Consider the following 25,211-nt stretch of genomic DNA (forward strand, 5'->3'; position numbering starts at 1 on the left):
TTACAAATTTAAGCTACTTTTGTTATGCAAGCATAGTAAATTTGTTTTGTTTCTGTTAAAATTTCCTTTTGAAAATGCCCATAATCTCATCAATCTACAAACCAAAATTTCCCTTTAAAAATGCGCATTTCAGTACTATTTATTCCGCAAAATTTCGTCCGTCACCTCCCCTTCTTCAACAACGCGAACGATTGGTTTTGGCGGACGGCGATTTTCTGGATATTGATTGGTCTTTCTCAAAAAACACTACCCACAAGGTTGCAATTTTATTGCACGGTCTCGAGGGAAATTCGCAAAGAACCTATATTAAAGGAGCCGGAAAAATCCTGAGCGAAAATGGGTGGGACATTGCCGCAATGAATTATCGCGGGTGTAGCGGGGAGGAAAATTTGGCATATCAATCTTATAACGCTGGAAAAACAGATGATCTTGAAGCGGTAATTAACAACATTCTCGAAAAAGATAAATATGCTGAAATCGCTCTTGTAGGTTTCAGTTTGGGCGGAAATCTTTTGCTTAAATATTTGGGGGAACGGCCAACTATTCCGAATGAAATCAGCAAAGCCGTTGCCATTTCTACACCACTATATCTGAAAGGTTCTATGGAAGCGCTCTCAGAATTTTACAATTGGGTGTATCGCAATACATTTTTGAAGAATCTTAAACAAAAATATAAACTGAAAATGAAGGATTTTCCCGAGAAAATGAATCCGTCAGATTTGAAAAAAATAACGTCCCTGCTTCAATTTGACAATATTTATACCGCCCCAGCACACGGATTCACGGATGCTTTCGATTATTACGAAAAAAACAGCAGTCTGTATTTTTTACCGCATATTGAAATTCCCGTCTTCATTTTAAATGCTGAAAATGATAGTTTTCTATCCGAAAAATGTTATCCGCGCAATCTTGCTTCAGAAAAAAAGAACGTGTTTCTTGAAATTCCAAAATATGGTGGACACGTAGGTTTTCATCAATCAAATAATCTCTATTATAACGAAAGCCGAACGCTGGAATTTTTGGACAAAGCATCGTTTACCATTTGATTGGTACACAAACAATTCAGAATTATATACCTTTGCGCTTCACAAAATTTGCGATATGATCCAATCGATGACCGGCTACGGCAAGCAGGTAGTGCAATTGCCCTCTAAAACAATTACCATTGAAATAAAATCCTTGAATAGCAAAGGGCTGGATCTTAACACTCGGGTTCCTTCTGCATATCGTGAAAAAGAGCTTGAAATCAGGGATCTTTTGGCAAAAAACCTGCAGCGCGGAAAGGTTGATTTTTCATTGTACATTGAGGTAACTGGAGAGGAAACTACAACCCAGATTAATGAAGCTGCCGTAAAAAATTACATTAAACAGCTGGCACACGTAGTAGATGGCGATCCCGTGGAATTACTGAAAATGGCAGTTAGAATGCCCGATGCTCTTAAAACGGAGCGCGAGGAGATTGATGAAAGCGAATATGCTGCAATTTTAGGTGGAATTGGTGATGCGCTTGAAGCAATTAATAAATATAGGACTGATGAAGGTCTGGTATTGGAAAATGATTTTTTTGAACGATCGAAATCCATTTCCAGTTTATTGGATAATGTTATCGCTTTGGATCCGGAGCGCATCGATAATGTAAAGGAAAGACTTCGCAAAGCAGTTTCAGAGATAAAGGAAAAGGTCGACGAAAATCGTTTTGAGCAGGAATTGATTTACTATCTTGAAAAATATGACATTACGGAAGAAAAAGTGCGGCTGAAAAATCACCTCGATTATTTTGAGGAATCACTGAAATCACACGATTCCAATGGAAAGAAATTGGGGTTTATTACCCAGGAAATCGGTCGGGAAATCAACACGATTGGCAGTAAGGCAAATTATGCGCCAATGCAGCAAGTTGTGGTACAAATGAAGGACGAATTGGAAAAAATCAAGGAACAAGCACTTAACGTTTTATAGATGGAAGGAGGAAAATTATTGGTTTTTTCAGCTCCTTCGGGAAGTGGGAAAACTACTATAGTGCAACATCTGCTGAAACAGGAAGACCTTAATCTTGAATTTTCGGTATCGTGTACATCCCGTGAGCCGCGCGGAGATGAGGAGCACGGTAAAAATTACTATTTTATTACCCTCAAAGATTTTAAGCAGCACATTAAAAACGGTGATTTCCTTGAATGGGAAGAAGTGTACCGGGACAATTTTTATGGCACTTTAAAAACAGAAGTCGAACGCATTTGGAGCCACGGAAAAAACGTGATTTTTGATATAGATGTGGTAGGCGGACTTCGTATAAAAAAGAAGTTTCCGGATAAAACGCTTGCCGTTTTCGTAAAGCCACCAAGCATTGATGAACTTAAAATACGTTTAAAAAAGAGAAAGACCGAAAGCGAAGAACGCATCAATATGCGGATTGCCAAAGCTTCGGTAGAGCTTGCCACGGCGCCACAGTTTGATAAAATCATCGAAAATCACGATCTTAAAACCGCGCTTCAGGATGCGCATGATTTGGTTGCAAAATTTATCAATTCCCCATCAGAAGATTCTTCTAAATAAGCTTTCAATTAAAAAAAACGAATTATAAAGACTTCAAAAAAAATCGGGCTATACTTTGGGACTTTCAACCCCATTCACATTGGGCATTTGATAATTGCAAACTATATGGTGGAATTTAGCGACCTCGACGAAGTTTGGTTTGTTGTTACACCGCACAATCCCCACAAAATCAAAAAAACGCTTTTGGAAGACCACCACAGGCTAGCCATGGTACAACTTGCGGTAGAGGACTATCCCAAATTGAAGGCGAGCAACGTGGAGTTCAACCTTCCCCAACCCAATTATACGGTAAATACCTTAATTTATTTGGAAGAAAAATTTCCTGATCAAAATTTTTGTTTGATTATGGGGGAAGACAATTTGAAAAGCTTACAAAAGTGGAAAAACTATGAAGTGATTTTAGAACGATATCATCTTTATGTTTACCCAAGAATTTCAGAAGGAATTGTTGAGAATCAATTCAGCAGTCATCCAAAAATCCAGCGAGTTCCTGCGCCGGTTATGGAAATTTCTTCCACATTTATAAGAAAAAGTATTAAATCCAATAAAAACATAAGGCCGATGTTGCCTCCGGAAGTTTGGAATTATTTAGATGAAATGAATTTTTACAAATAATTCTACAAAAATAAACCGCCCCAGTTAATTAACACTTAATGGAGCGGTCTCAAACTAAATAACCAACCAAAATTATTGAAAATACCTTCTTGATTATCAAATATGCAGTTTCAACATTTTAAAAAAATAACGCTTCCGTAGATTGAAACATTGCCTGCATAAATCATAATCTATTGTTAAAATTGAAAATGGTCTTTTGTTCCCATATTTTTGCGTTAATTTTCGGGAAACCTCTACATACTAACAATAAAAAACCAAATCTATGTCCCATACACCAAAATTTGCCGTTTTTGGCGGAGGAAGCTGGGCCACAGCAATAGTTAAAATGCTTTGTGAGACGCAGCAAGAAGTTTGCTGGTATATGCGCAGCACTTACGCGCTGGAACACATCAAAAAGCAACAACACAACCCCAATTATCTCAGTTCGGTTGAATTTAATTTGAAACAATTAAAACTGAGCAATAACATCAACGAGACGGCATCGTGCGCCGACTATCTTATTTTTGTAATTCCTTCGGCTTTTCTGCATCAGGAGCTGGATAAATTGACGGTGTCGCTTGAGGAAAAGGTGGTTTTCTCGGCTATAAAAGGAATTGTCCCAGAAACAAGCTTGATTGTAGGAGACCATTTCAATACATTTTACAAAGTTCCGTTCAACAATATCGGCGTAATTTCTGGCCCTTGCCACGCCGAAGAGGTAGCACTGGAACGCCTTTCATACCTTACCATTGCCAGTGCAGATGAAGAAAAAGCGAAAATTGTTGCAGATGCCTTAAGCAGTGATTACATAAAATGCACCTTGAGCGATGATGTTTTGGGCACCGAGTACGCGGCAATGCTGAAGAATATTTATGCTGTTGCTGCCGGGATTGCCCACGGACTTGGCTACGGCGATAATTTTCAAAGCGTGCTAATGAGCAATGCCATTAGGGAGATGAAAAAATATGTGAAAAAAGTCCACAAAATGAAGCGTGACATTAATGATTCTGCATATTTGGGCGATCTTTTGGTGACGGGATATTCCGTTTTTAGCCGAAACAGACTCTTCGGAAATATGATTGGAAAAGGGTACACGGTAAAAAGTGCACAACTGGAAATGAGTATGGTTGCCGAAGGTTATTATGCCACAAAAAGTGCTTATTTACTGAATCAACAAAAAGGTAAAAAGAAAGCGAAAACACCAATAATAAATGCAGTTTACGAAATTCTTTATGAAAATAAAGACCCAAAAAAAACCATCAAAAAATTGACGGAAAAATTAAATTGAAATTTAATTTTAAAAACAAAAAACTCCGCTAATGCGGAGTTTTTTTATGATACATTTCGAAATAAAACTACTCGTTTTTCAATTTTGGTAATTCCTCAAAACCCATATTATAAAATGTAAAGGCAAAAATATCTGCATATTGCTCGATGGTTTTACTTACGGGAGTACCAGCGCCGTGGCCGGCATCGGTTTCAATTCTAATTAAAACAGGATTACTTCCAGTTTGTTTCGCTTGCAATTCCGCAGCAAATTTAAAGCTGTGTGCAGGTACTACCCTATCATCGTGATCGCCAGTAGTAATGAGTGTTGCCGGATATTGCACGCCTTCTTTTACATTATGCACCGGTGAATATCCTTTTAAATATTCAAACATTTCTTTACTATCCTCGCCAGTGCCATAATCATACGCCCAACCCGCACCGGCTGTGAATGTATGGTAACGAAGCATATCTAGCACGCCAACTGCCGGAAGTGCAACTTTCATTAAATCTGGGCGCTGGGTCATTGTAGCACCCACCAAAAGTCCACCATTTGAACCACCGCGAATCGCCAAATATTCTTTTGATGTAAAATTATTTTCAATCAAATATTCTGCGGCAGCTATAAAATCATCAAAAACATTCTGTTTCTTGGTTTTGATGCCTGCGTCGTGCCATTTACTTCCATATTCACCGCCCCCGCGAAGGTTTGCCACCGCGTAAATGCCTCCACGCTCCATCCATACCGCATTTGTGATGCTAAAGCTTGGCGTCAAACTTATATTGAATCCACCATATCCATATAAAATGGTCGGGTTTTTCCCGTCAAGTTTTATCCCCTTTTTGTGTGTGATAATCATCGGAATTTTTGTTCCATCCTTTGACGTATAAAAAATCTGCTTGCTTTCGTAATTTTCTGGATTAAAATCGATTTCTGGTTTTACATATAATTCTGAATTTCCAGAAGCAATATCGTATTTGTAAATACTGCCTGGCGTAACGTAATTTGTAAACGAATAATATAATTCCGTGTTTTCTTTTTTCGTTCCGAAGCCTCCCACAGAACCTATTCCGGGTAATTTTACTTCACGCGTTAAATTGCCATCATAATCATACTGCTTCACATTTGAAACCGCATCTACCATATAATTTGCGAAAATGGAACCACCTCCCTTTCCAGCAGAAAGTACATTTTCGGTTTCCGGGAGAAAATCCTTCCAATTATCCGGCGTGGGATTTTTAGCATCTACGGTAACAATTTTCTTGTTTGGCGCATCCATATTGGTAACTATATAGAGCTTAGAACCTACATTTTCAAGTATGTAGGAATCACTATCAAAATTATCCAGCACCGTCACAAAATCTGATTCCGGTTTTGTAAGATCTTTTATAAAAAGTTTGTTTCCGGTGGTCGAAGTACTCGCAGAAACCACTAAATAACGGTTATCCTCGGTTACGTTTCCACCCACGTAGCGGTATTTTTCATCTGGTTTTGCGCCAAATATTACTTTATCCTCACTCTGCGGAGTTCCCAATTTGTGAAAATAAAGCTTGTGCTGATCCGTCTTTGCAGATAGCTGGCTCCCTTCAGGCTTATCATAACTTGAATAATAAAAACCTTCAACACCTTTCCAGGATAGACCGCCAAATTTTACATTGGTAATGGTATCGCCACGCAATTCCTTTGTTTCGGTATCCATTAAAAGTACTTTTCGCCAATCGCTTCCACCTTCAGAAATACTATAGGCAAGCAAACTTCCATCTTTGGTAAAACTTACGGCACCCAGTGAAGTTGTACCATCTTCCTTGAATTTATTGGGATCTAAAAACACTTCAGCGCTCTCGGGATCATCGCCTATTTTGTAACGATAGATTACGTATTGGTTTTGCAAGCCATCATTTTTGTAAAAATATGTGTAGTTGCCTTCCACGAACGGGGCACCCACTTTTTCGTAATTCCAAATTTCAGAAAGCCTGTCCTTCAATTCATTACGGTATGGAATTTTTTCCAAATATCCGTACGTGACTTCGTTTTGAGCTTTTACCCAATCTTCGGTTTCTTTGCTACGGTCGTCTTCAAGCCATCGGTATGGATCTTTTACGTCAACCCCGAAGTAGGTATCTACGGTATCAACTTTCTTGGTTTGTGGGTAGTTCACGGAAATTTCTTCTTTTTTTGGTTCTTCTTTACAGCCAAATATGGCGAATAAAACAATTGCGGGAAAAATGCTGAATTTCATTTTTGAATTTCTTTTAATGAATTGTAAAAATAACGTTTTATGCCGAAAGGAAACAACATACAAAAAGGCTTCCGAAGAAACCTAATTTTGAAATTTGTTTGAAAACTTTCAGTGAAACAGTGGCCTGTAAACTTTCCAGCTTTTATAAATGAGAATAGTATTTAAAATTACCACCACCAGTGCCATATACAATCCAGGAATATCCAGAAATAAATGGAATAAAAGGATGTTAATGGATATGGGCGCAAGCAGCAATAGCGCAAAGGCAACCCATTTATTAGCGAGGAGCAGAACGCCTACAATAATTTCAAGCATACCAACTAATTTTAAGAAATAGCCAGTACTGCTGAGCGAATCTATAAAAATGGCAGCTTCGCCAGTATAGATGTGGGTGGGCAAAATATTGAAATCAATAAATTGGCTCAATCCAAAAGGAATCAACAAAACTCCTAAAACAATTCGAATAATCTTAGTAAAGGTAGAATTCATAGGCTTGGTTTTAAGGTTATTCCTTTAAAGATACAGAAAATAAAAAACGCATCCTTAATTTGAGAATGCGTTTTTTGCTTATTTATTAATATTATAAATAATTCTGTAGCAATATGCTAAACCAAATCTTTAGAAACTAAATATTCCGCAATCTGTATGGCGTTTGTGGCAGCTCCTTTCCGAAGGTTGTCGCTCACTATCCACATATTCAAGGTATTCTGTTGTGTTTCATCCCTCCGTATTCTACCCACAAAAACATCATCCTTATCGTTTGCATAGATAGGCATTGGGTAAGTATTGGTCTGCGGATTATCCTGTACAACAATTCCCGGGGTTTCGTGCAAAATTCTCCTGATGTCCGCCAAATCAAAATCCCGCTCAAACTGAACATTAACCGCCTCGCTGTGGCCGCCAGCAGTAGGGATTCGAACGGCTGTTGCCGTAACCGAAAATGAAGAATCATCCAGTATTTTTTGAGGTTCGCGTGCAAGTTTCATTTCTTCTTTTGTATACCCATTGTCCTCAAACACATCACAATGCGGCAATGCATTTTTATGGATTTGATATGGGTAGGCCATTTCTCCCTTTACACCAGCCATTTCGTTTTCCATTTGCTGAACGGCTTTGAGGCCCGTACCGGAAACAGATTGATAGGTAGAGACCACCACACGTTTCATTTTATATTTTTTATGAAGTGGCGCCAACGCCATAACGAGCTGTATTGTAGAGCAATTTGGGTTTGCGATGATCTTGTCATCCTTGGTCAATAAATGTGCGTTAATTTCGGGGACTATCAGTTTTTTATCGGCTTCCATTCTCCAAGCTGAAGAATTGTCTATAACAGTGGTTCCTGCAGCCGCAAATTTTGGCGCCCACTCCAAAGAAGTGCTTCCGCCAGCGGAAAAAATTGCAATGTTGGGTTTGGCCGCCACAGCTTCGGCCAAGCCTATTACCTCATATTTTTTTCCGTTGAATTCCAATTTCTTCCCAATTGATTTTTCTGAAGCCACCAAAAGCAGTTCATCAATAGGAAAGTTGCGTTCTTTCAGCACTTTCAACATTACTTCGCCCACCATTCCGGTGGCGCCAACCAAAGCTAATTTCATTGTATTGAATTTTGTTCCAAAAATAGTTTATAGAAATTTATTTCTTTTGAATTATATCCAAAAAAAGACCCTCCCAAGCTTTCGCAAAGGAGGGTTTAGGGTTGAAATATATAGTGTAGCGGTGGCTACGAAATGGTGTTTGATGATTTCAAAACTTATCTTTTTCGAAGCTCATCACGAATTTCCTTCAATAAATCTTTTTCGGAAGGTCCCGGATCTGGTGCAGGAGCATCCTCTTTTTTCTTGCGCACTTTAGAATATCCCTTCATTATCAAGAATAATACAAAACCTACAATTACTAAATTAATAAGCGTATTTACCCACTTACCGTACAAAATAGCGTTTTCAGGCTTGGTGATTTCTCCATCCGCGCCAACAATTTCTTCGGATAGTACCACTTTTAAATCTGAAAAATCCACGCCTCCAGTAAATTGACCAACAATTGGCATCATTACATCATTGGTGAAGCTGGAAACCACACTCCCAACCGCAGCGGCAAGCAATACCGCAATGGATAGGTCGACCACATTCTTGGTCATAATAAAATCCCTGAATTCTTTTAGCATACTTAAAAATTTTATTGGTTAATTGTTGCTAATTTATAAAAACACCGCCGTTTTATAAAAACAATGTTCCTTAATTTCTTACGACAATGCGTTTTACCCGTTGCGATACTGCCGTAATCAGCTCATACGAAATGGAATTGATTGCCGCTGAAAGTTCATCAGCCGTTGTCTGCGGACCAAAGATTACAGCTTCATCGCCTTCTTCGCAATTAATATTAGTTACATCTACCATAATCATGTCCATACACACATTACCTAAAATATGTGCTTTTTCGCCATTGATGGTTACCCAGCCTTTCCCTTTTCCGTAGGAACGCGGAATTCCATCCGCATGGCCAAGAGGTAAAGTTGCCGAACGTGTTATTTTTTCAGCAATAAAACCTCTATTGTAGCCTACGCTCTGGCCAATTTCAACAGTGTGAATTTGCGAAATAATTGTTTTTAACGTTCCCACAGGCTTTAGGTGTTTGTTTTCTTCCTCATCATTCCCAAAACCATAAAGCCCGATTCCGGTGCGCACCATATCGAAATGTGCATTGGGATAATTAATGATTCCAGAAGTATTCGCACAATGGAAGAGCGGCCGATAACCCAATGTATCTATTATTTTTTCTGAAATTTTCTGAAATTGGGAAATTTGGGATTTTGTAAAATCAATTTCCTTTAAATCTTCACTGGCAGCCAAATGTGAAAATACTGATTTCACCTTTACAGCCTTGGTGCTTTTAAGTTTTTCACAAATAAAGGAAATATCCGTTTCTTGAAAACCCAATCTATTCAATCCGGTATTGAATTTCAGATGGATGGGATAATTTTTTTGGTTTTTTGTTTCCGCGAAAGCGATAAAATCCTCCAATATTTTTCGGGAATAAATACTGGGTTCCAAACAGCGGTTTACAATATTTTCGAAATTTGAAGGCAATGTATGCAGCACTAAAATGGGCGTTTCAATGGAAGCATTTCTAATAGCTTCACCTTCATTTGAATAGGCAACGGCAAAATAATCCACACCAAGTTGCTCCAATTCCCGGGCAACCGCCACAGAATCGCTTCCGTAAGCAAAGGCTTTTACCACAGCCAAAACCTTGGTCCCGGGCTCAATTTTTGAAGTAATGTATTGGTAATTTTTATCCAGCGCGTTTAAGTCTATCTCTAGAATAGTTTCGGTGGCTTTTGGCATGTTATGCTTGTTTTCCTGCCTGTTTCGGGGGCAGATTTTGGGTGTTTTCCTGCCCACTGGCAGATACGGCTTCGGGGTCTTTTACTTCCAGTCTTACCACCTTTTCGCGAAGCATTGCTTTGTAATAAGCGGCACGGCTTAAAGGCTCATACTCTTCCGTTTCGCCTAACAATACCAAAGCTTCACTCTTGGCTTTGCGGTAACTGTAATTTGCAAGATTTCCGGTTCGCGTGCATACTGCGTGCACTTTGGTTACATACTCGGCGGTTGCCATCAAAGTTGGCATTGGGCCAAAGGGATTTCCTTTATAATCCATATCCAGCCCAGCCACTATTACCCGGATTCCGCGGTTGGCAAGGTCATTACACACCTTTACAATTTCATCATCAAAAAACTGTGCCTCGTCTATACCCACTACATCGCAATTGTCTGCCAAAATAGGGATATTTGCCGCAGCTGGCACTGGCGTGCTCCGTATTTCGTTGCTATCGTGGGAAATTACTTTATCTTCAGCGTAGCGAACATCAATTTCGGGCTTAAATATTTCAACCTTTTGGCGGGCGAACTGTGCCCGTTTCAGCCTTCGTATAAGTTCTTCGGTCTTTCCTGAAAACATTGAGCCGCAGATCACTTCTATCCAGCCAAATTGTTCTTTCTGATTTACGGTATTTTCAAGAAACATAGGTTAATTTTATACGCAACAAAAATAGTTGACGTTTACAAATAGGTTGCGTAAATTTATAAAAACAAAATAGAAATTCAGGTTAATTTAAAAAGATATGAAGAAGAAACTACGCGAGCAGATTAAGGCACTCGCAACAAAAATACTAAGTGATGAAAAAAGTTTTAAAACAGCTTCCATAAAGGAATCTGTGGCATCTCTTTATGAAAAACTATGTGTCTTGGAATATCTTGAAAATGAGATTGGCGATACTGCTGAAAATGTTCCGCAAGTAGATGCCAAGGATTCTATGGATTCAAAAAGTTTTCGTGAGGAAAATTGGTTTACTGAACCAGTACCCGTGCCACAGCCGCAACACACCGACGATCTTATTGAACCCTTGATGGAAAAAATAAAGGACATCGTAGCCCAAATGCCAGAAGAGAGTGATAAGATTGATGAAATGCTAGATGAAATGCTCCCAAAGACTCAGGAACCGCAGAAATCTCCAGAGCCAAAAAAACATACGCGGAATGACCTAGAGGAATTTGCATCCACATATCAGCAAATGCCTACCTTTGAAAGAAAACCCTCCGAAAATTTTCCAAAATTCACAGAATTTACCGAGCCCAGCAAAACCCTCACCGAGTCCCGCGCTAAGTCTTTAAACGATTCGGTAAAAACAGGATTGAACATTGGCCTCAATGATCGTTTGGCATTCATAAAACATCTTTTTGAAGGCCAAGCGGAGGATTACACCCGAGTGCTTTCACAGATCAATACAATGCAAAGTTTTGAAGAGGCCCAAAGTTTCATTAAAGGAAAAGTGAAGCCAGATTATAATTACTGGCTCAATAAGGATGAATATTCCGAAAGATTTATGAACATCATAGAAAAACGTTTCAACTAAAAGTTGCCTTTTATGAAAACCAACCGAATAATTTATTGGGTTGCCACAACCATCATTTGCGCCATGATGCTTTTCTCCGCCGGAATGTACCTGGCACAGACCGAGGAAGTACGCGGCATTTTTGAAGACTTGGACTATCCCGCATATTTGGTTGTCCCACTTGCGGTTGCAAAAATTTTGGGCGTGTTGATGATTCTTTGGCGACAGCCCAATTGGCTGATGAACTTTGCCTACGCGGGCTTCTTTTTCGATTTTATACTAGCATCTATGGCGCACTACCACGAGGGCGAGAGCTTTGCATTCCCTCTGGCGGCGATGGTTTTTTTATTAATTTCCTATTTCTTCGGAAAAACGGCAAGAACATAACAATGTATGGGAAAACTCTTCTTGGTGCCTACTCCCATAGGCAATCTAAAGGATATGACCTTCCGCGCGGTAGAGGTACTGAAGGAAGTGGATTTAATCTTGGCCGAAGACACCCGCAACAGCGGCAAACTCTTAAAACATTTTGAAATAGGCACCCAGATGCACTCCCACCATATGCACAATGAGCATAAAACTGTGGACGGCATCGTAAAACGGATCCAAAATGGCGAAAACATAGCACTGATAAGTGATGCCGGCACCCCCGCCATTAGCGATCCCGGATTCTTACTTACGCGCGCCTGTGTGGAAGCTGGAATAGAGGTAGATTGTCTGCCGGGCGCCACCGCTTTCGTGCCAGCGTTGGTTAACAGCAGTTTCCCCAATGATAAATTTGTTTTTGAAGGATTTCTTCCAGTGAAAAAAGGAAGGCAAACAAGGTTAGCGATGTTAGCCGAAGAAACCCGAACCATCATTTTTTACGAATCGCCACACAAACTGCTGAAAACACTCTCCCAATTTGTTGAATTTTTTGGTGAAGAAAGAAATATTTCCGTTTCAAGGGAATTGACAAAACTTCACGAAGAAACCATTCGCGGTACCGCCACAGAAGTTTTGAAACATTTTGAAATTACCCCGCCGAAGGGGGAAATAGTCGTGGTGGTAAAAGGTCGAGATTGATAAATTAATTCTTTATCAATCGGAATGTGCCAATTGAAGTTGTCATAAAATATAAACCACTTTGCGCATTTGAAAGATCAATCTTTGATTGTAAATCAGAAAATTCGCCACTTTCTATAATTTTTCCAGTAATGTCGATGATTTGATATGTTTGCTTTTCAGCAAAATTGATTTTTTCAACAGTGAAGATTCCAGTTGAGGGGTTTGGAAAAATTGATATATCTTGATTTTCAAATTCAGGAAGCGATAAAGGATTATTATTATGCCGAACCAAAATTACGTCTTCAACACCATTATACCAATATGTATTTCCCGCACTAACAATATTTCCCTCCTCTTGTAAAATAGTCTTATAATTATCAAATTCAAGAGAGGCTCCAAGAAAGGAATAATCCGATGTTCCTCCTGGAAAATACCTTTCAATTTTATAAATACTTCCTTCAAAACAATCTAACAATTTACCCGCCACAAGTATTCTTTGGTTTTCCTGAATTATTACTTGTGTAATGCTGAAACTTGAAATGGGCAATAATACTGTCCCATTATTTCCAAAACTGGAATCTGGTTGACCATCGTTTTGATATCTTATAAAATAGGGTTGCATAACAGGTTCAAAAAGATCAATACAGGCACCACAACTTCCTGCAATAAGTATTTTATTATCATTGGTAAAATCAAGGCTGGCAGTACTAAAGTTCATAGGATTCAGAGCATCAATATTTTTTATTGCCATTCCATTAGTTCCGAAGTTGTTATCCAAATAGCCATCCGCATTAAATTTCATCAAAATAATATCCGAATTGGCATTATTGTCGCGTTTACCCAAGAAATAGATATTATTATCGGCATCCGTTTTAATTTCGACCCCCTGAAAGCTATCGCCTGAAAATGTAGAGATAGCAGCTCCATTGTTGCCAAAATTTAAATCTAAAACACCATTACTTAAATAATGATTTAACGTGATTGTATTATTTGCAGAAAATTTCAACAATAAGAACGAGCCATCATCCATAAGATTCATTGCCACATAATTCCCGTCGGGAATTGTCTTTATGCCATTATCTGCAAAAGTTGTATCTAAATTTCCACTATCGAGGTATTTAGCAATTACGAAAGTTGAACTCTGATTTTTAGGCCCAGCAGCAATTATACGTTGAGAATCATCAATAAAAAGATACGAGAAGTCATAAAAACCAACATCATTTTTTAGTACTAAACCATTTAAGCCAAAAGCCGTGTCTAATGTGCCATCTGGCATAAATCTTACCAAATATGGATAATAATTTTGATTGCTTTGCATAGTAACTCCAGAAACGATTATTTTCTGATCTGCCTGTTCTGCAACGTTAAACACCAAATCCTGACTATTGTTCAAATCGGTAATTACAATTTCCCCATCTCCAAACGAAGTATCCAAACCACCGTCCTGTGAAAAAGTAACAATTGAAAATATTCCTGCCAAAAAAAGTAAAAGTGTTTTCATAAACTTAGTGTTTAAGGTTACGGGGAGAATTAACAAGATACTAAAATATCCAATACAAAAATTGACTTCTCAATATTCCGAATTTTAGTATTTTTACACCTCTCCCCTTTCAATAATTACCACAATAACTTATTTTGAAATTTGTGATTTGTGATTTGTGATTCTAAAAACTGGAACTTTAAAAGAATATGCGCTGGACACTAAAACCGAAACCCGATGCCGATAAGGTGAAATCACTTTCAAAAGCATTGAATGTGGAGCCAACTATCGCATCATTATTGGTTCAGCGCGGGATTGAAACTTTTAAGGAAGCGGAGGAATTCTTCCGCCCAAATCTTGAAAACCTCCACGATCCCTACTTGATGAAAGATATGGACCAAGCCGTTGCAAGGATTGAAAAAGCCATTTCTTCCGAAGAAAATATTTTAATTTATGGCGATTATGATGTGGATGGAACCACAAGCGTGGCGCTGCTCTCTTCCTATCTTAAAAGTTATTATCCAAATGTTTCAACATACATCCCAGATAGGTATGATGAAGGCTACGGCGTTTCCTATAAGGGCATTGATTATGCACACGACAATGATTTTTCACTGATTATAGCTTTGGACTGCGGCATAAAAGCCATTGATAAGGTTGCATACGCTTCAGAAAAAAATATCGATTTCATCATTTGTGACCACCATCGCCCCGGAAAGGAAATACCTGACGCCATTGCCGTACTCGACCCAAAGAGGAAAGATTGCGACTATCCCTACAAAGAACTCTGCGGTTGCGGCGTGGGATTTAAACTCGTACAAGCCCTTGCCGAGCTTCGTGGATTGATGTTGAAAGATTTGATTTTGTATCTCGATTTGGTCGCCACCGCAATTGCCGCAGACATTGTCCCTATCACCGGCGAAAACAGAATTCTTGCCTATTATGGCCTAAAAGTAATCAACAGCAATCCGCGCACTGGCTTTAAGGCAATTTTGAAACAAATAAAGAAAAAAACCCTAACCATCACCGATGTGGTTTTTATAATTGCCCCGCGCATAAACGCCGCCGGACGTATGAAACACGGCAACCATGCTGTGACATTACTCACCGAAAATGACGTTGATAAAGCTGAAATCTATGCCGCCGAAATTGAGAATTACAATAGGGAAAGAAGGGATGCAGATAAACAAATTACCGAAGAAGCGCTTCAACAAATTTTAAACAACAAAGAAGAGGAGCGATTGACAACGGTAGTATATCAAGAAAATTGGCACAAGGGCGTAATTGGCATCGTCGCCTCCAGATTAACGGAAACCTATTACCGCCCCACGTTGGTTTTTACAAAAAGTGGCGAAAAATTGGCAGCTTCGGCACGCTCCGTCCGTGGATTTGATGTTTACAATGCGCTGGAGGGCTGCGCGGAATATATCGAACAATTCGGCGGACATATGTATGCTGCGGGTTTGACCCTATTCGAAAAGGATTTTGAAAATTTCAAAAATGAATTTGAAAAAGTTGTATCGGAAACCATTGACAAAAACCTGCTTACCCCAGAAATAACAATTGATGCGGAAATAAATCTCAATGAAATTACCCCGAAATTTTTCAGAATATTAAAACAGTTTGCCCCTTTTGGCCCTGGAAATATGACACCCACCTTTATGACGCAAAACTTGCGGGATACCGGTTGGGGAAAATGTGTGGGCGAGGATAACAAGCATTTGCGGGTTGTGGTGAAACAGGAAAATTCAAATCAGTTTACCGCAATTGGCTTCAATTTAGCCGAAAAACAAAATATTGCCTGCGACGGAAAACCTTTTAAAGCCGCCTATTGCATTGATGAAAACGAATGGCAGGGCAATGTGAGCCTACAGTTGCGGTTGAAGGATATTATGGAGTAAACGTCTTCAACTCAAACTTTTCCCCATCAAACACGCCATAAGTATAATGGTTTATCCAATCGCCAAGATTGAAATAGGTTGAATTCGTTCCTACTTTTATTTTCATTGGCAAATGGCGATGGCCAAAAATGAAATAGTCGTAATGTTTTGTTTGCAGTTTTCGTTTGGAATATTGCGCCAGCCATTCATTTTCCTCACCCAGAAATTGCTTGTCTTCATCCCCGGAAATCAATTTGTTTTTTACCGAAAGATGCTGCGCCACGCGAACGCCAATATCTGGATGTACCCAACTAAAGAGCCATTTTGAAAGAGGATTGGTAAACACTTTTTTCATCCGCTTGTAACCTTTGTCGCCAGGGCCTTTTCCGTCGCCGTGACCTACAAAAAATGTTTTTTCATTGAAAGTAAACTCCTTCGGCTCGTGGTACACGGGGATGTTCAATTCATTTTCGAAATAATCGTGCATCCACAAATCGTGGTTTCCCACGAAGAAATGGATTTGGATTCCGCTATCCCGAAGTTCGGCAAGTTTACCTAAAACTCGAACAAACCCTTTGGGTACCACGGTTTTGTATTCAAACCAAAAATCAAAAAGATCGCCGAGCAGGAAGATTACTTCGGCATCGTGTTTTATGCTGTCAAGCCATTTAACAAAAATCTTTTCGCGTGGCAAACTCTCAGCCTGCGTTGGCGCGCCCAGATGATTATCGCTTGAAAAATAGATTTTTTTGCCTTGCGGGATGTGCATTTTCAAAGATAGGAAAGTGAAATTATGCATTAAGAAAGTTTATTCAAAAAAAATATAAAATTGTTATAACATTGTTTTAACTTTGTTTGATAATTTTCTAATTATGGAAACAAAAATAATAAAAGTCGGAAATTCAAAAGGAATTATCATTCCTGCAAAATTCCTAAAGCTTATTGGGCTTGAGGAGAAAGTTGCAATACAAATTGAAGATGAGAAAATGATTATTACTCCAGCAAAATCAAAACCACGGGAAGGTTGGGAAAACATGCTTGCCGAAGATGTAGCAAAATATGGACAACCGGAGCGCTTGCTGCCTGATACATTTGAGGATGAAGATAATACGGATTGGGAATGGTAAAACAGTATGATATCTATTGGGTGAATTTAGACCCAACCGTGGGAAGTGAAATAAAAAAAACGCGGCCTTGCCTTGTTATAACTCCAACCTTTTCAAATAAAATATTGAATACTATTCTTGTTGCGCCCATTACTTCAACCATTAGAAATTTTCCAATGCGCGTTTCCATAAACTTGAAAAGCAAATCTGGCCAAATTGCTTTGGATCAAATTAGGTGCGTTGATAAAAGTAGATTATTTGATAGAATTGAATCGTTGGATAAAGAATCAATTCAAAAATTAAAATCGATTCTTTCGGAATATTTAATTGAATAATTCTCAATTATCCCCCGCAAACCACTCCGCATAACTACTTTCAGTTTCCTGCAATTTCAGGGAATGTAGCTGGATACCGCTGGGAAGGCGTTGCTTTATTTTTTCGGCAAAATATATCACCATCATTTCGCTTGTGGGCTGGTAATCTACCAATAGCACGCTGTGGCCGCGGTCGCTCAATTCCTTGGCAAGTTCTACGTGCGGGGTGTTTTTGTTGAAAACGGTGGCGTGGTCAAAAACATCCACAATTTCCTCTTTCACTATTTTTTTCAGATCGCCGAAGTCAATCACCATCCCAAATTTCACGTTTTCGGAATCATTTATAGGATTACCAATCACGGTCACGAATAGTTTATAACTATGCCCGTGCACATTTCTACATTTACCATCGTAACCATAAAGTGCGTGGCCGGTTTCAAAGGAAAAAATCTTGGTAATGCGTATCTGGTCCATAGCTTGGTAGTTGTGTCGCAAAGATACAATTTTCTGCTCCCCACTTTTAAAGCTTACTTTTATAAAAAAGCAAGCTTCATTTCAACCAAAACATAACTGTGTTTTGAACCAAACACAACTGTGTTTTCCCAAAAAGAAGGCTATGTTTTTGGGGAGCGCAAAAACCAATGGGTTTCTGCCTTATATTTGCCAACTTTTTAAAAATCAAAAAATGACCGAAGAACTTTTTGAGCAGCTGGAATTTATTGAAAATCCATTGTTTGAAACTATTATTGATGATTTGTTGGCGAAGCAATACAGCATTGTGAACGACTTTTTTTCTTCGGAAGAAGTAGATGTTCTGCGGCACTCTCTTTTGGCGAAATACGATGCAGACCGTTTTAAGAAATCTGCCATAGGCAACCGAACCAACGAGGAAATCGACAAAACCATACGTGGCGATTTTATTCTTTGGATGGACGAAGCGAATGCCAATGAAGCCGAAAAAATATTCTTCAAAAAAATTAATGAACTTGTAAATTATCTGAACAAGACCTGCTTTTTGGGCATTCTTCAAAAGGAATTCCACTACGCGGTGTACCCTACCGGCACGTTTTACAAACGGCATTTGGATACCTTTCAGAATGATGACCGCAGAAAATTATCCATAGTCTGTTACCTGAATGAGGACAACTGGCTGCGCGAAAACGGCGGCGAACTTACTATTTATACTGAAAAGGAAGCAATTGATATTTTACCGCTTCCGGGAAGGGTGGTTATTTTTGAAAGCCAGGTGCTGGAGCACGAGGTTAAAGTGATAAAGGCTTCAGAAAGAATGAGCATAACCGGATGGCTAAAAACAAGATAAAATTTAGCCAACAGCTAACAGCTAACAGCTAACAGCTAACAGCTAACAGCTAACTTAAAGATAAATCTGATAATCGTCGCAATACCTATCAATGTAATTTCGCAGGTTTTCCACTGCGTTTTTGAAATCCACACGTTCGGTTTCCTTGAAACGTTCTGCCTCGAGATCTCGCTTTAGTTCCATTGCTATACTTTCCCGTATTTCGCGAAGCAGGATTCTCAGGTATTTTTCCTTGCCCATATCGTTTACCTGCTGTAAATCTATGAGCTCATCGCACACATTTTCATATTCAGAAATAAGTTCCTTTACTGAATTATTTTGAAGCAATTCAGCATCATTCTTGAATATTTCAGAAGGGGTTCTCACTAAAGAAAAAACTATTTGTTCTTAATTTTCTTATAAATTACAGCAATGATGACCAAAATGGCCAGGATGAGAAATAACCCCGGGCCGCCAATAAATTCTAACCAATCCATAATTCAGTGTTCAGTGTTCAGTGTTCAGTGTTCAGTGTTCAGTAAATGTATTAATTTTCTATAAGTGGAATGTATTTTCTCTTGAATTTAATGATGAGCGCTATTGCCCTGTACGCAATCCAAACAATCATTGCCGCCCAAATGCCCGTGAGGCCCCAATTCATATATTTTGAAAAATAAAGCACGGGGATGAACCCAAAAATCGTTGCGCCCAGAAGTACATTTCGCAAAAAACCCATTTCGCCCAGACCCTTAAAAATAGAATCGAGCGTAAAAGCCACCGCATTGAACGGCAAACTCAACAATACCATATAAAACATTCCGTAGAATAAGGCGAGAACCGTTTCATCCTTATTGAAAATAAGCCCAAAATACCGATAGAAAATTGTGCCAATGGAAACCAATAGTAATGAAACTATCAAATTATAAATATTTACCTTTTTTGTGAGCTGCCAAAGCGATTTGTAGTTACGTTCCCCCAGCAGTTTTCCGCCCAGAATATTGCCGGCCGCTCCGTAACCGTCCAGAAAAAATGCCGTAAAAATCCAAATATTAAATGCAATGGTGTGCGCCGCTACATATTCCTTCCCCAAAGCTGCGGCCTCACGCGTGGCAAGGATTAACGCCGTATTAAGCGCCACGGAGCGCAGAAATAAATTGAAGCTCATAAACACCAATCTTCTTATTTCTGGGTGCAGTGGCAATTTCAATTTTAGAGAGATTTCCGTTTTTTTCATTAAAAATGAAAACGCCAAAATTGCCATTACAGATTGTGAAATCAAGCTGGCCCAAGCCGCACCTTTTATTCCCAAAGGTGAAATAATGTTTTCAATGCCATATACCAAAATGAAGTCCAGCCCAATGTTCAAAACTGCACCTATTGCGGCAATAATCATAGGCCAGAATGTATTCTGGAGCCCACGGAAAATCCCGAAGACGGCAAAGGTAAAAAGCGTAAGCGGGAATCCCCAAACGCGAATGTTGTAATAATTTATACTGAAGGTAAGAACTATTCCTTCGGCATTAAGCAGGATGAAGATTTCTTCAACAAAAAAATACGTTGAAAAAAGTACAATTATGCTCAAACTTATGTTGAAATAAATGGCCTGCGCGGGGAAACTGCTGATCTCCGCAATTTTTCCAGCTCCCAAGTTCTGCGAAACAATAGCTGAAATGGCACTTCGGGTCTGTCCCAAAATCCAAATCAACGCCGAGAGAAAAGAGCCTACAATCCCCACGGCTGCCAAGGATTCTATCCCATAATTATCAATATTGCCCACTACCGCCGCATCTGTGGCGGAGAGAACTGGCTCTGCAATCCCAGCAATTATGGCAGGTATGGCAAGTTGCTGGATTCTTTTAAATGAAATATTGGTGGGAGTAATCATTTTTACAAAACTACCCAAATTGCTAATGGCTTCGCATATTTGCGGCATTTAAAAAACTTTATTTTTCAAATTTGTGAAGTATATTCTGTTAACCGATATTTAACCCTAATTTTGCAATTAATTAAAAAATAGAATTTTCAGTGCTATGAAAAATATTTTGGTGCCGGTGGGCTCATCACAAAACTCAGTAAGTAATCTTCAATATGCCATTGATTTGGCCAAGGAAATAGGTGGAAATGTATTTGTGGTTTCCGTATTTCAGGAGCTGTCCAAAGTAGGCGGGCTTTCAAAAGTGAACACCATTTTAAAGGAAGAATCTGAAAACAGGTTGGATGAAGTCCTTTCCCTCGTGAATAGAAAAGGCGTGCAAGTTGTCGCGCATCCCATAAAAGGGGAAGTCTTAGCAGGGATAAACAGAGTAAATAGCCAGATACCAATTGATTTAATGGTACTTGCGCCTAGGAGCAATTCCATAAAAGAGGAAGTCTATCTGGGAAAAACCTCCGGTAAACTTTTGAAACAAACCAATATTCCCATTTTAATAGTCCCCGAAGGCGCTGAATTCTCAAAGCCGAAAACCATGCTGATGGCATTTAAAAATGGCACTTTTGAAAAAGATAGTTTACTGGAACCTGTTTCAAAATTCGTGGAATTTTTCGGAACCGAAGTTCACGTCCTTCACGTAGAAACACCTGAAACTACTGATGAAATGAAGCATGTTTCAGAAAATTTAAAATCATTGCAAAAATCGTATACCGCTACTGAGGCCGCAACGACGTTTCAGGGCGTTATTGAGCATTTTCAGAAATTTCAACCAGATATGCTTTGCGTTATTCGCAGAAAGCGTGGATTTTTCAAAAAACTTTGGGAAAAGAATGAAATTCTAAAAAAGGAATTCTATACCAGTAAACCTTTATTGGTCCTTCCCGTTCAGGAATAAAAAAACCACTGAGAAAATCAGTGGTTTTGTGGAGAATATCGGAGTCGAACCGATGACCTCTTGCATGCCATGCAAGCGCTCTAGCCAGCTGAGCTAATCCCCCAATCTGTTTAGGTTGCCAAAAATAGTAAATTTTTTAATACCCTAGTTCTTTTTCAGAAAATCTATTGTTTCTGAAATAACCCGCTCCAAATCCTGTGGTAAGTTCTCATTTTCCCACGGGTGTTGCGCGCCGAATACGTGATCTGCACCTGTAATAAGCACCAATTTGCAATTTGGATTCCATTTTTGCAATGCTTTTGCTTCCTTTTCTTGAACCGTGGAATCATCTGTACCGTGAATAATAAGATGCGGAATCGTTAAATTTTCAACCGCTCGCTTTATGGTAAAGCGTTTTTCATTTGCCTTATAGTCTTCATAGAATTGAAAATTATGTGGTAATTTTTGCTTAGTCCGACTGTTTTCAACGTAGGTAACACCCGTGGCTTTCCATGCTTCAAAAGCTTCCGTATCCTCCAAAAATCTTGGTTTGAAATCGCTTACGCTTGCCCAGGTAATTACATTTTTTATTCGCGCATCTTCTTCGGCTTTTATTAGGACAATCCCGCCGCCACGGCTGTGGCCAATTAAAGATATTTCTGATATATTATTAGGAAGATTGTTGTTTCCGCTTTCAATTAATTTCAGCATTCTGTCCAAATCTTCAAGTTCTGTAGTGAAATTATTTTCAGCGAAGGCCTCCAGATCTGGGAAATCTATCGGATTTTCCATGGTACCTCCGTTATGCGAAAAATTGAATTTCAAAAAACAAAAGCCTGCCTCAGCAAATTTTTCGGCTACCAAATGCCACGCACCCCAATCCTTAAAGCCTTTATAACCGTGGCAAAAGACGATTACGTGTTGCGGATTTTCATTTTTCTTAAAGTAAATATCATAAAGTATCGGTTTTTTGTCTTCAGTCCTTAGTATTAAATTCTTTTTTATAATCATCAATCTATTTCTTTTTCGGTGAATGGAATATTTGGGTCGCAAATTTCCAAGATTAATTTTTTAAGTTCGCGTGTAAAATACTCCAAGGTTGCTTCGTTGATCAATTGATTTTTGGGCCCTCTTCCACTTTCTTTTGTGCCAAATTTCAGAAAACCACTTTGTAAATTTTTGAATGAAATAATACCGGCTTCGGCATTTGTTATGGGTAGCTCTTTATCCATCATAAGCGCGTACGCCAGTATTTGAAAGGCTTTACTGTATTTATATTCCTGTGTGAGTTCTTCCCAATCAATCAATTCCACATCGTTTTGGTTCACCCTTCCGGTCTTGTAATCTATAATGCGTAACTGACCGTTATAGCGGTCTGCCCTATCAATTTTTCCATGAATATTGACCGGAAAATGTAACTCTGTTATAGCAATCTGCAATGTAAGGTTGGTTTCAATTTTTAATATCTCAATCACGTTTCCTTCATTTACATCAGCAATTTCTCTATCTATAAAATTAGAGACGTGGCGTTTTGCAACCTCAAAAATGATCAGGTTTTTTCCTTTTGAAAAATCCCCACCGCGAAAAGTCTTCTTGAATTGCCTCGTAACCTCATCGTGTATGTGTGATTTCAATATTATTAATTCTGAAGCTTTTAAAATTGAATTTTCAAATGGTTTGTAGAATGTTTCCAACGTATCGTGGACAATGCTCCCGAGCGTATTTGCCGCGACGGTTTCTTCCATTTCCTCAAATTCCTGTAATCTTAGTATTTTCTGAAAATAAAATTCCAATGGATTGCGGATATAACTTGTAAGAGCTGAAGGCGAAAAGCCTTTTTTAGCAATCTCTTCAAGTCTTTGCATTACGGCAGCGGTTTTATTTATCCGTTTTAAACCTTGTTTCCTTAGTTGAACTTTCGGCGTAATCACAATTTTTTCAATGGTGTGGTTGGGATGTTTCTCGATTTCGAGTTGCATTAAAAATCTGCTTTTTTCACCCGTATTGATTCCTTCGGAAAAATTATTGTAAAGTAGCGTGACGTTTGAAGCGCGATGGAGCAATCTGTAAAAATGATATGTGTAAATAGCATCTTTTTCGGTATAAAGCGGCAGTTTAAAATGCTGCTTTAAATCATACGTAATAAAGGAAGCATTTGATTTTCCTGATGGAAAAATACCTTCGTTGACAGAGGTGATAATTACATTCTCAAAATCCAACACGCGTGTTTCCAAAACCCCCATAATTTGTAGACCGTTGTACGCATCGCCTTTAAAATCAAGTGATGCCGAAGCAACCAACTCATTATATAAAGACTGAACCGTTTTTATGGATTTTAAATGAGGGTATTTGCCATTTAAAGCTTTAATTTTTTTGAAAATGGAATGCAGTTCGTGCAATACCACCCGTTCAATCCTGTTCTCCTGAAATTTGTTTTGAAGTTTTTCAATTATTTTTTGGCAGGATTCAAGGGCCGTTACACTATTTTCATCCCAATTTTGAAAAAGTAGTTTAATTATTTCTGCATCAGGGCTAAAAGTTTCCACCAAATATGAAACGGCGATATGTGTGGTATTGGATTCAATTATTTTTTCTGAAATAGAACTTGTACTCGGCAAGAGGGACGCACACAATGGATGGTTTAAAATCGCTAAAATGTCTTTGTAATAAAGCACGTCAGTTTTGCGAAGATGCAACATAAAAAGTAATTCGAAGAAAACGACGGCGGGGAAACCTTTCAACGGCGCACCCATTGTAATATTTAGGTTTTGAATGTTTTTCGGCAGGGAATGAAGCAGTGGCAATAATAGAGTTTCATCGCCTAAAACGATTGCTGTTTTGCTTAATTCTTCATCTGAAAATTGCATCAAGGTTTCACCAACAAACTTTACTTGTGCTATATTTTTTTGTGCCTCAACAATTTTGAAATGTTTATTTTTCTGAAAATTATTTGCAATAAAATTCAGTTTATGTTGATCAAAATAGGGCCATTCCTTCAAATAACCTCTTACAAAATACGAGGCACTGTGTTTATCATCATTAAAAAACCATTCGTCTATATCCCAGAAAATCTCCGAATTGCCAGTTTCTAAGAGGACTTGGATAATCTGTTGCTCAGCAGCATTTAAAGCATTAAACCCTATAAAAATGTGTTTTTTATTTCCATTGACCGAAATATAATGTTCGATTGCGCTGGCGGCCTCGCGATATACCATACCTTGGTATCCCGCATTTTCCTTTAGCAAAAGGGATTGAATGTTTTCATACAATTCAAAAAGACTGTTCCAAAAACGTAAATAATTTTGGACCAAAGGAGTCTGCTCATTGTTAACTCCCCATCTTTCCAAATTCTTGATATCTGCCAAATAATTAAAGAATTTTACGGGATTTATAAGATAGCGGTCAACTTCATTGAAATCGTTCAATAAGGTATTTGCCCACGTCGAAAATGTTTCAAAATCTTCCTTTTCTTTAATGGATTCTGTTAGTAGATAAGCGTGATAGATTTTGAAAATTAATTCGATATTATCTTTTATTTTAAGATCTGAAAGTTCTTCAACAAATTCCTCAATACTCCAAATAGTTGGGGCAAACTGAGTGGAAGTTGTGATTGATTTCAATTCATTTTTCAAGAAACCACCGGCTCTCCTGCTGGGAAGTATGAATGTGAGAGCGGATAAATCTGAGTGCTCATTTTTTATTTTCGAAAGTGTTTCCTGTAGAAATGTACGCATAC

26 protein-coding genes and 1 tRNA gene are annotated in these 25,211 nt (G+C 38.6%); 13 read left to right on the top strand and 14 right to left on the bottom strand.

Going from position 1 to position 25,211, the window contains the following annotated elements:
* The first annotated feature begins 74 nt into the window (after positions 1 to 74).
* The 5 genes from KIV10_RS02380 (at position 75) to KIV10_RS02400 (ending at position 4,435) form a co-directional block, all read left to right on the top strand.
* Positions 75 to 1,046, top strand: coding sequence for a YheT family hydrolase (locus tag KIV10_RS02380; RefSeq protein WP_214111883.1), 972 nt, complete (start codon positions 75 to 77; stop codon positions 1,044 to 1,046).
* A 55-nt stretch (positions 1,047 to 1,101) separates the two neighbouring features.
* On the top strand, positions 1,102 to 1,959 hold the full coding sequence (locus KIV10_RS02385; RefSeq protein ID WP_214111884.1) for a YicC/YloC family endoribonuclease: 858 nt from the start codon (positions 1,102 to 1,104) through the stop codon (positions 1,957 to 1,959).
* Positions 1,960 to 2,553, top strand: coding sequence for a guanylate kinase (gene gmk, locus KIV10_RS02390; RefSeq protein ID WP_214111885.1), 594 nt, complete (start codon positions 1,960 to 1,962; stop codon positions 2,551 to 2,553).
* 24 nt (positions 2,554 to 2,577) lie between these two features.
* A complete protein-coding gene (gene nadD / locus KIV10_RS02395) occupies positions 2,578 to 3,168 on the top strand; it encodes a nicotinate (nicotinamide) nucleotide adenylyltransferase (protein WP_214112143.1) in 591 nt (196 codons plus the stop codon).
* A gap of 262 nt (positions 3,169 to 3,430) precedes the next feature.
* Positions 3,431 to 4,435: an NAD(P)H-dependent glycerol-3-phosphate dehydrogenase gene (locus KIV10_RS02400; RefSeq protein WP_214111886.1), complete on the top strand. Its 1,005-nt coding sequence runs from the start codon at positions 3,431 to 3,433 to the stop codon at positions 4,433 to 4,435.
* A gap of 67 nt (positions 4,436 to 4,502) precedes the next feature.
* On the opposite strand, the gene KIV10_RS02405 is transcribed toward KIV10_RS02400, so the two are convergent.
* From KIV10_RS02405 to KIV10_RS02430, 6 genes are all read right to left on the bottom strand, one after another.
* Complete coding sequence (locus KIV10_RS02405; RefSeq protein WP_214111887.1) at positions 4,503 to 6,653, bottom strand: prolyl oligopeptidase family serine peptidase; 2,151 nt, start codon at positions 6,651 to 6,653, stop codon at positions 4,503 to 4,505.
* Positions 6,654 to 6,761: 108 nt separating this feature from the next.
* Positions 6,762 to 7,142, bottom strand: coding sequence for a DoxX family membrane protein (locus tag KIV10_RS02410; protein ID WP_214111888.1), 381 nt, complete (start codon positions 7,140 to 7,142; stop codon positions 6,762 to 6,764).
* Between the two features lie 116 nt (positions 7,143 to 7,258).
* The gene (locus KIV10_RS02415) at positions 7,259 to 8,248 is read right to left on the bottom strand and encodes an aspartate-semialdehyde dehydrogenase (RefSeq protein ID WP_214111889.1); all 990 of its coding nucleotides are present in this window, start codon (positions 8,246 to 8,248) and stop codon (positions 7,259 to 7,261) included.
* A gap of 155 nt (positions 8,249 to 8,403) precedes the next feature.
* On the bottom strand, positions 8,404 to 8,814 hold the full coding sequence (mscL, locus tag KIV10_RS02420) for a large conductance mechanosensitive channel protein MscL (RefSeq protein ID WP_214111890.1): 411 nt from the start codon (positions 8,812 to 8,814) through the stop codon (positions 8,404 to 8,406).
* A gap of 70 nt (positions 8,815 to 8,884) precedes the next feature.
* Entirely contained in the window at positions 8,885 to 9,994 is a 1,110-nt protein-coding gene (alr, locus tag KIV10_RS02425) for an alanine racemase (protein WP_214111891.1), read from the bottom strand.
* Between the two features lies 1 nt (position 9,995).
* Positions 9,996 to 10,676 carry a thymidine kinase gene (locus KIV10_RS02430; protein WP_214111892.1) on the bottom strand — a complete coding sequence of 227 codons (681 nt, stop codon included), beginning with the start codon at positions 10,674 to 10,676 and terminating at the stop codon, positions 9,996 to 9,998.
* Between the two features lie 97 nt (positions 10,677 to 10,773).
* Between KIV10_RS02430 and KIV10_RS02435 the strand changes: the two genes are divergently transcribed.
* Genes KIV10_RS02435 through rsmI form a run of 3 tightly spaced genes read left to right on the top strand, consistent with a single transcriptional unit; the run spans position 10,774 to position 12,609 of the window.
* Positions 10,774 to 11,565, top strand: coding sequence for a hypothetical protein (locus tag KIV10_RS02435; protein ID WP_214111893.1), 792 nt, complete (start codon positions 10,774 to 10,776; stop codon positions 11,563 to 11,565).
* Positions 11,566 to 11,577: 12 nt separating this feature from the next.
* Positions 11,578 to 11,931 carry a DoxX family protein gene (locus KIV10_RS02440; protein ID WP_214111894.1) on the top strand — a complete coding sequence of 118 codons (354 nt, stop codon included), beginning with the start codon at positions 11,578 to 11,580 and terminating at the stop codon, positions 11,929 to 11,931.
* 6 nt (positions 11,932 to 11,937) lie between these two features.
* Positions 11,938 to 12,609: a 16S rRNA (cytidine(1402)-2'-O)-methyltransferase gene (gene rsmI / locus KIV10_RS02445; RefSeq protein WP_214111895.1), complete on the top strand. Its 672-nt coding sequence runs from the start codon at positions 11,938 to 11,940 to the stop codon at positions 12,607 to 12,609.
* A gap of 4 nt (positions 12,610 to 12,613) precedes the next feature.
* Here the strand turns inward: rsmI and KIV10_RS02450 are convergent, their stop codons facing one another.
* Positions 12,614 to 14,092 (bottom strand): T9SS type A sorting domain-containing protein, encoded by a 1,479-nt coding sequence (locus tag KIV10_RS02450; protein ID WP_214111896.1) that lies wholly within the window; start codon positions 14,090 to 14,092, stop codon positions 12,614 to 12,616.
* Between the two features lie 188 nt (positions 14,093 to 14,280).
* Between KIV10_RS02450 and recJ the strand changes: the two genes are divergently transcribed.
* A complete protein-coding gene (recJ, locus tag KIV10_RS02455) occupies positions 14,281 to 15,972 on the top strand; it encodes a single-stranded-DNA-specific exonuclease RecJ (RefSeq protein ID WP_214111897.1) in 1,692 nt (563 codons plus the stop codon).
* Here recJ and KIV10_RS02460 read toward each other — a convergent pair.
* Entirely contained in the window at positions 15,962 to 16,720 is a 759-nt protein-coding gene (locus KIV10_RS02460) for a UDP-2,3-diacylglucosamine diphosphatase (protein ID WP_214111898.1), read from the bottom strand. The two genes, recJ and KIV10_RS02460, sit on opposite strands and share 11 nt — an antisense overlap.
* A 103-nt stretch (positions 16,721 to 16,823) precedes the next feature.
* Here KIV10_RS02460 and KIV10_RS02465 point away from each other — a divergent pair, with 103 nt between their 5' ends.
* Both KIV10_RS02465 and KIV10_RS02470 read left to right on the top strand, forming a co-directional pair.
* On the top strand, positions 16,824 to 17,078 hold the full coding sequence (locus KIV10_RS02465; protein WP_214111899.1) for an AbrB/MazE/SpoVT family DNA-binding domain-containing protein: 255 nt from the start codon (positions 16,824 to 16,826) through the stop codon (positions 17,076 to 17,078).
* On the top strand, positions 17,072 to 17,392 hold the full coding sequence (locus KIV10_RS02470) for a type II toxin-antitoxin system PemK/MazF family toxin (RefSeq protein ID WP_214111900.1): 321 nt from the start codon (positions 17,072 to 17,074) through the stop codon (positions 17,390 to 17,392). Before KIV10_RS02465 ends, KIV10_RS02470 begins: the two co-directional genes overlap by 7 nt.
* A gap of 3 nt (positions 17,393 to 17,395) precedes the next feature.
* Here the strand turns inward: KIV10_RS02470 and KIV10_RS02475 are convergent, their stop codons facing one another.
* Entirely contained in the window at positions 17,396 to 17,845 is a 450-nt protein-coding gene (locus KIV10_RS02475) for a 6-pyruvoyl trahydropterin synthase family protein (RefSeq protein ID WP_214112144.1), read from the bottom strand.
* Positions 17,846 to 18,056: 211 nt separating this feature from the next.
* Between KIV10_RS02475 and KIV10_RS02480 the strand changes: the two genes are divergently transcribed.
* Positions 18,057 to 18,692, top strand: coding sequence for a 2OG-Fe(II) oxygenase (locus KIV10_RS02480; RefSeq protein WP_214111901.1), 636 nt, complete (start codon positions 18,057 to 18,059; stop codon positions 18,690 to 18,692).
* Positions 18,693 to 18,746: 54 nt separating this feature from the next.
* Here KIV10_RS02480 and KIV10_RS02485 read toward each other — a convergent pair whose 3' ends face one another.
* Both KIV10_RS02485 and KIV10_RS02490 read right to left on the bottom strand, forming a co-directional pair.
* A complete protein-coding gene (locus KIV10_RS02485; RefSeq protein ID WP_214111902.1) occupies positions 18,747 to 19,058 on the bottom strand; it encodes a cobaltochelatase subunit CobN in 312 nt (103 codons plus the stop codon).
* A gap of 160 nt (positions 19,059 to 19,218) precedes the next feature.
* Positions 19,219 to 20,604, bottom strand: coding sequence for an MATE family efflux transporter (locus tag KIV10_RS02490; protein WP_407650142.1), 1,386 nt, complete (start codon positions 20,602 to 20,604; stop codon positions 19,219 to 19,221).
* 97 nt (positions 20,605 to 20,701) lie between these two features.
* Between KIV10_RS02490 and KIV10_RS02495 the strand changes: the two genes are divergently transcribed.
* On the top strand, positions 20,702 to 21,496 hold the full coding sequence (locus KIV10_RS02495; RefSeq protein WP_214111903.1) for a universal stress protein: 795 nt from the start codon (positions 20,702 to 20,704) through the stop codon (positions 21,494 to 21,496).
* A 29-nt stretch (positions 21,497 to 21,525) separates the two neighbouring features.
* Here KIV10_RS02495 and KIV10_RS02500 read toward each other — a convergent pair.
* From KIV10_RS02500 to KIV10_RS02510, 3 genes are all read right to left on the bottom strand, one after another.
* Positions 21,526 to 21,599 (bottom strand) — tRNA-Ala (locus tag KIV10_RS02500).
* A 41-nt stretch (positions 21,600 to 21,640) separates the two neighbouring features.
* Positions 21,641 to 22,486 carry an alpha/beta hydrolase family protein gene (locus KIV10_RS02505; RefSeq protein ID WP_214111904.1) on the bottom strand — a complete coding sequence of 282 codons (846 nt, stop codon included), beginning with the start codon at positions 22,484 to 22,486 and terminating at the stop codon, positions 21,641 to 21,643.
* Positions 22,486 to 25,209, bottom strand: a complete 2,724-nt coding sequence (locus KIV10_RS02510; protein WP_214111905.1) for a PD-(D/E)XK nuclease family protein — start codon at positions 25,207 to 25,209, stop codon at positions 22,486 to 22,488. The genes KIV10_RS02505 and KIV10_RS02510 overlap by 1 nt, the downstream gene beginning before the upstream one ends.
* Between the last annotated feature and the right edge of the window lie 2 nt (positions 25,210 to 25,211).

The organism is Aequorivita echinoideorum (assembly GCF_018476645.1).
Taxonomy (GTDB): domain Bacteria; phylum Bacteroidota; class Bacteroidia; order Flavobacteriales; family Flavobacteriaceae; genus Aequorivita; species Aequorivita echinoideorum.